Source organism: Thermus sp. (assembly GCF_039793865.1).
In the GTDB taxonomy this organism is placed as follows: Bacteria; Deinococcota; Deinococci; order Deinococcales; family Thermaceae; genus Thermus.
In genome coordinates this window covers 1-3,458 of record NZ_JBAMMI010000074.1, presented here as the reverse complement: position 1 = coordinate 3,458, position 3,458 = coordinate 1, and the positions used below count along the sequence as shown (strand labels likewise).

Annotated in this window: 3 protein-coding genes and 1 pseudogene; 1 reads left to right on the top strand and 3 read right to left on the bottom strand. The window is 69.1% G+C overall.

Annotated features, from left to right (window positions below; genetic code table 11):
* Positions 1–289: 289 nt before the first annotated feature.
* A pseudogene (locus ABJK26_RS06800) lies at positions 290–1,209 on the top strand (carbohydrate kinase family protein).
* Here ABJK26_RS06800 and hisH read toward each other — a convergent pair.
* Genes hisH through ABJK26_RS06785 form a run of 3 tightly spaced genes read right to left on the bottom strand, consistent with a single transcriptional unit; the run spans position 1,180 to position 3,440 of the window.
* On the bottom strand, positions 1,180–1,776 hold the full coding sequence (hisH, locus tag ABJK26_RS06795; protein WP_347241528.1) for an imidazole glycerol phosphate synthase subunit HisH: 597 nt from the start codon (positions 1,774–1,776) through the stop codon (positions 1,180–1,182). The pseudogene ABJK26_RS06800 and the gene hisH overlap by 30 nt on opposite strands.
* Before the next feature lie 43 nt (positions 1,777–1,819).
* Positions 1,820–2,404: an imidazoleglycerol-phosphate dehydratase HisB gene (hisB, locus tag ABJK26_RS06790; RefSeq protein WP_347241527.1), complete on the bottom strand. Its 585-nt coding sequence runs from the start codon at positions 2,402–2,404 to the stop codon at positions 1,820–1,822.
* Entirely contained in the window at positions 2,397–3,440 is a 1,044-nt protein-coding gene (locus tag ABJK26_RS06785; protein WP_347241526.1) for an aminotransferase class I/II-fold pyridoxal phosphate-dependent enzyme, read from the bottom strand. Before ABJK26_RS06785 ends, hisB begins: the two co-directional genes overlap by 8 nt.
* Between the last annotated feature and the right edge of the window lie 18 nt (positions 3,441–3,458).

Genomic DNA, 3,458 nt, shown 5'->3' with positions numbered 1-3,458 from the left:
GGAAGCCGTGCTGGCAGAGCTGGTCAGGTTGCTTGAGGAATTGGGGGGAGGAAAGGGATGAGAGCTCAGGCACACGAAGGTATTGCAAAGCCGAGGTGCGGGCACTTAGGACCACCCCTGGCATGGGGGCCCCGGGAACCCCCCCTTGGGTTAAGCAAGGGGGATTCCCAAGGCTTTGCCGGAGGCTTGTTATGCTTTTCTCATTTTGGGGCGGTAAGCTTGGAGGCAAAGCAACGGAGCCCTTGCGGTATAGTGAGGGCAAAAGCCTTTGCCTGGGAAAGGGGGAAAGATGCGGTTTTTCGTGTTGGGGGACGTTTCCGTGGACCTGCTTTTCTTCGTGGAGCGCATACCCGAGCCCGGGGAGGAGCTCCCCGCCCGCCGGGCCCTGATGAAGCCGGGAGGGGCCGGGGGAACCTTGGCGGCCCAGCTGGCAAGCCTAGGCCACCGGGTCTTTCTGGCGGGCCGGGTGGGGAAGGACCCCTTCGCCGAGCTCGCCCTAAGCCGGGTGCGGGAGGTGGGGGTGGACCTAAGGTACCTGCAGGAGGACCCCGAGCACACCACGAGCTCGGTGCTCGTCCTGGTGGTGCCCGGGGGGGAGAGGGCCATGGTGAGCGCCGAAGGGGCAAGCCGCCACCTGGACCCTTCGCTCTTCAAGCCCCGCTACCTGGACCAAGCGGACGCCGTGGTCCTCTCCGCCTACGCCCTCTTGGGGGGCCCTCCCGGAGCTACGCGGCGGAGGTCCTCGAGGCCGCAAGGAGACGGGAGATGCCCATCTTCGCCGATCTGGGGACGGGAGCGGTGCGGGCGGCGGGAGGGGAACTCTTGAAGCACCTCCGGGGGGTGAGCTGGCTCCTCATGAACCAGACGGAGCTTTTGGCCCTCACGGGGGCCTCTTCCCTTTCCGAGGGGGTGGAGAGGCTTAGGCGGGAAGGCTTTTCCCGCCTCGCCATCAAGGTGGGGGCCATGGGCTCCATCCTGGTCACCCCGGAAGGGGAAGAGCTTTTGGAGCCCTTCCCGGTGGAGGACATCGTGGATTCCACCGGGGCCGGGGACGCCTACACCGCCGCCTTCGCCCACGCCGTACTGGAGGGCCTAGGCCCCGTGGAGGCGGGCCGCCTGGCCAACCTGGCGGGCGCCTTGGCCGCCACCGCCATCGGGGCCCAGGGGCGGCTCGTCACCCTAGAGGACCTCAAAGTGGCGGCGGGCTAGGGCGAGGAAGGAGAGCCCCGCCTTCCCGCTCTTCTCGGGGTGGAACTGGGGGGCGAGGAGGTTTTCCCTGGCGAGGAGGGCGGTGAAGGGGGTGCCCGCGTACTCCCCCCTCCCCAGGGAGTGGGGGGTGAGGGGGCCGTAGTAGGCGTTGGCGAAGTAGAAGTGGCGCCCCGAAAGGGACGCGAAGGCCCCGCCGAACTCCAGGGCGTTCCAGCCCATCTGGGGCACCCTCCCCGCCCTAAAGCGGCGCACCTTCCCCGGGAAAAGGCCGAGGCCCTTCACCCCCGGGGCCTCCTCGCTTCCCTCGTAGAGGACCTGCATCCCCACGCAGATCCCGAGGAAGGGGAGGCCCCGTTCCAGGTGCCGGAGGACCCGCTCCACGAAGCCGCTTTCCCGGAAGGCCCGCATCACCTGGCCGAAGTGGCCCTGCCCCGGGAGGACGAGGAGGTCCGCCTCCTCGTGGGCCTTGGGGTCCTGGGCCACCGCCACGGCAAAGCCTGCGGCCTCGAGGGCCTTGGCGGCGCTTCTCAGGTTTCCCGAGCCGTAGTCAATGAGGAGCGTCCTCATCCTCTCCCGCATGTTAAGCCGAGGCGAAGCGGCCCCGTGGGGGTTAAAGCACCCCCTTGGTGCTGGGAAGCCCCTCCCCCGTGAGGCGGGTCGCCCGGTGGAGGGCCCGGGCCAACGCCTTGAAGCTCGCCTCCACCACGTGGTGGGCCTCCCTTCCCGAAAGGAGCCTCAGGTGGAGGGTGAGCCGCCCGTGGTTCGCCAGGCCCCTCAGGAACTCCCGCAGGTGGTAGTGGTTCACTCCGCCCGCCTCCCCCACCACGGGCCAGGCCTCGGGGCGGTACTCCAGGTGGGGCCTCCCCGAGAGGTCCAAGACGCAAAGCACCAGGGTCTCGTCCATGGGGGCGAAGGCCTCGGCGTAGCGCTCCAGGCCCACTCCCTCCCCCAGGGCCTCCCTCAGGGCCATTCCCAGGGCAATGCCCACGTCCTCCACCAGGTGGTGGACGTCCACCTCGAGGTCCCCCTTGGCCTCCACCTCCAGGAGGAAGCGGCCGTGGCGCTGGAGCTGGAGGAGCATGTGGTCCAGAAAGGGGAGGCCCGTGGCCACCTTCCCCCCGGTGGGCCCGTCCAGGCCAAGGCGGAGCCGGACCCAGGTCTCCGCCGTGGCCCGTTCCACCAGGGCCTCACGCATAGGCCACCCCAAAGGCCGCCTTGAGGAAGGCGTCCATCTCCTCTTTCCGGCCGATGGTGACCCGGAGGCACCCCTCAAGACCCGGGTAGCGGTCCTGCCTGCGCACCAGGACGCCCTGGGCGAGGAGGTGGCGGAAGGCCTCCTCCGCGTCCGGGGTCTTCACCAGGAGGAAGTTGGCGCGGCTCGGGTAGGGGCGCCAGGTGGGGTGGGCGAGGAGCTCCCGGTAAACCCGCTCCCTCTGGGCCACCACCTCCTCCACCGCCTTCTCCACGTATCCCGGGTTTTCCAAGACCACCTCCAGGATGGCCCCGGTGTGGACGGGGAGGACGAAGGGGGGAAGCACCTCCCGCACCACCCCCGCCACCTCCGGGCTTCCCAGGAGGTACCCGGCGCGAACCCCCCCCAGGGAAAAGGCCTTGGAGAAGGTGCGAAGCAGGGCCACGTGGGGGTTTTGCCGGGCGAGGAAGCGGAAGTCCGTCCCGGCGAACTCCCGGTAGGCCTCGTCCACCACCAAAAGCCCCCCCACCTCCTTGGCCCTTTCCGCCAGGGCCCAAAGGGCCTCCTCGGGGAAGAGGGCCCCCGTGGGGGCGTGGGGGTTGGGGAGGAAGAAGACCCCGCCCCTAAAGGCGGCGAGGAGGGCCTCGAGGGGGAGGGTAAAGCCCTCTCCCAGGGGCACCGCCCCATAGGGCGTCCCCGCCACCTTGGCGGCGTGGGCGTAGTGGGGGAAGGAGGGCTTAAGGTCTAAGACCTCCTCCGCCGCAAGGCTCAAGGCCAGGATCAGGAGGTTGGAGCCCGGGGCCAGGACGATCCCCTCCTCCGGCCAGTCCAGAAGGGCGGAAAGCCTCTTCCTAAGGCCTTCCGCGTGGATCTCCGGGTAGCGGTTCCAGGGGATGGCCCTAAGGCGCCTCAGGGCCTCCTCCTTGAGCTCCCCGGGGAGGTCAAAGGGGCTCTCGTTCTGGTCCAGCTTCACCGGGGCCTCCTCCTTCTTGTAGGGGTAAGGGGCGAGGCCCCGGAGGTGCGCCTTGAAGGCCCGCATGCCCCGAGTATAGCGGTA

What these genes read in the sequence shown, in the direction of transcription:
- hisH (WP_347241528.1), bottom strand. Translation starts at nt 1,776, where the DNA reads ATGAGGACGCTCCTCATTGACTACGGCTCGGGAAACCTGAGAAGCGCC.
- ABJK26_RS06785 (WP_347241526.1), bottom strand. Translation starts at nt 3,440, where the DNA reads ATGCGGGCCTTCAAGGCGCACCTCCGGGGCCTCGCCCCTTACCCCTAC.
- hisB (WP_347241527.1), bottom strand. Translation starts at nt 2,404, where the DNA reads ATGCGTGAGGCCCTGGTGGAACGGGCCACGGCGGAGACCTGGGTCCGG.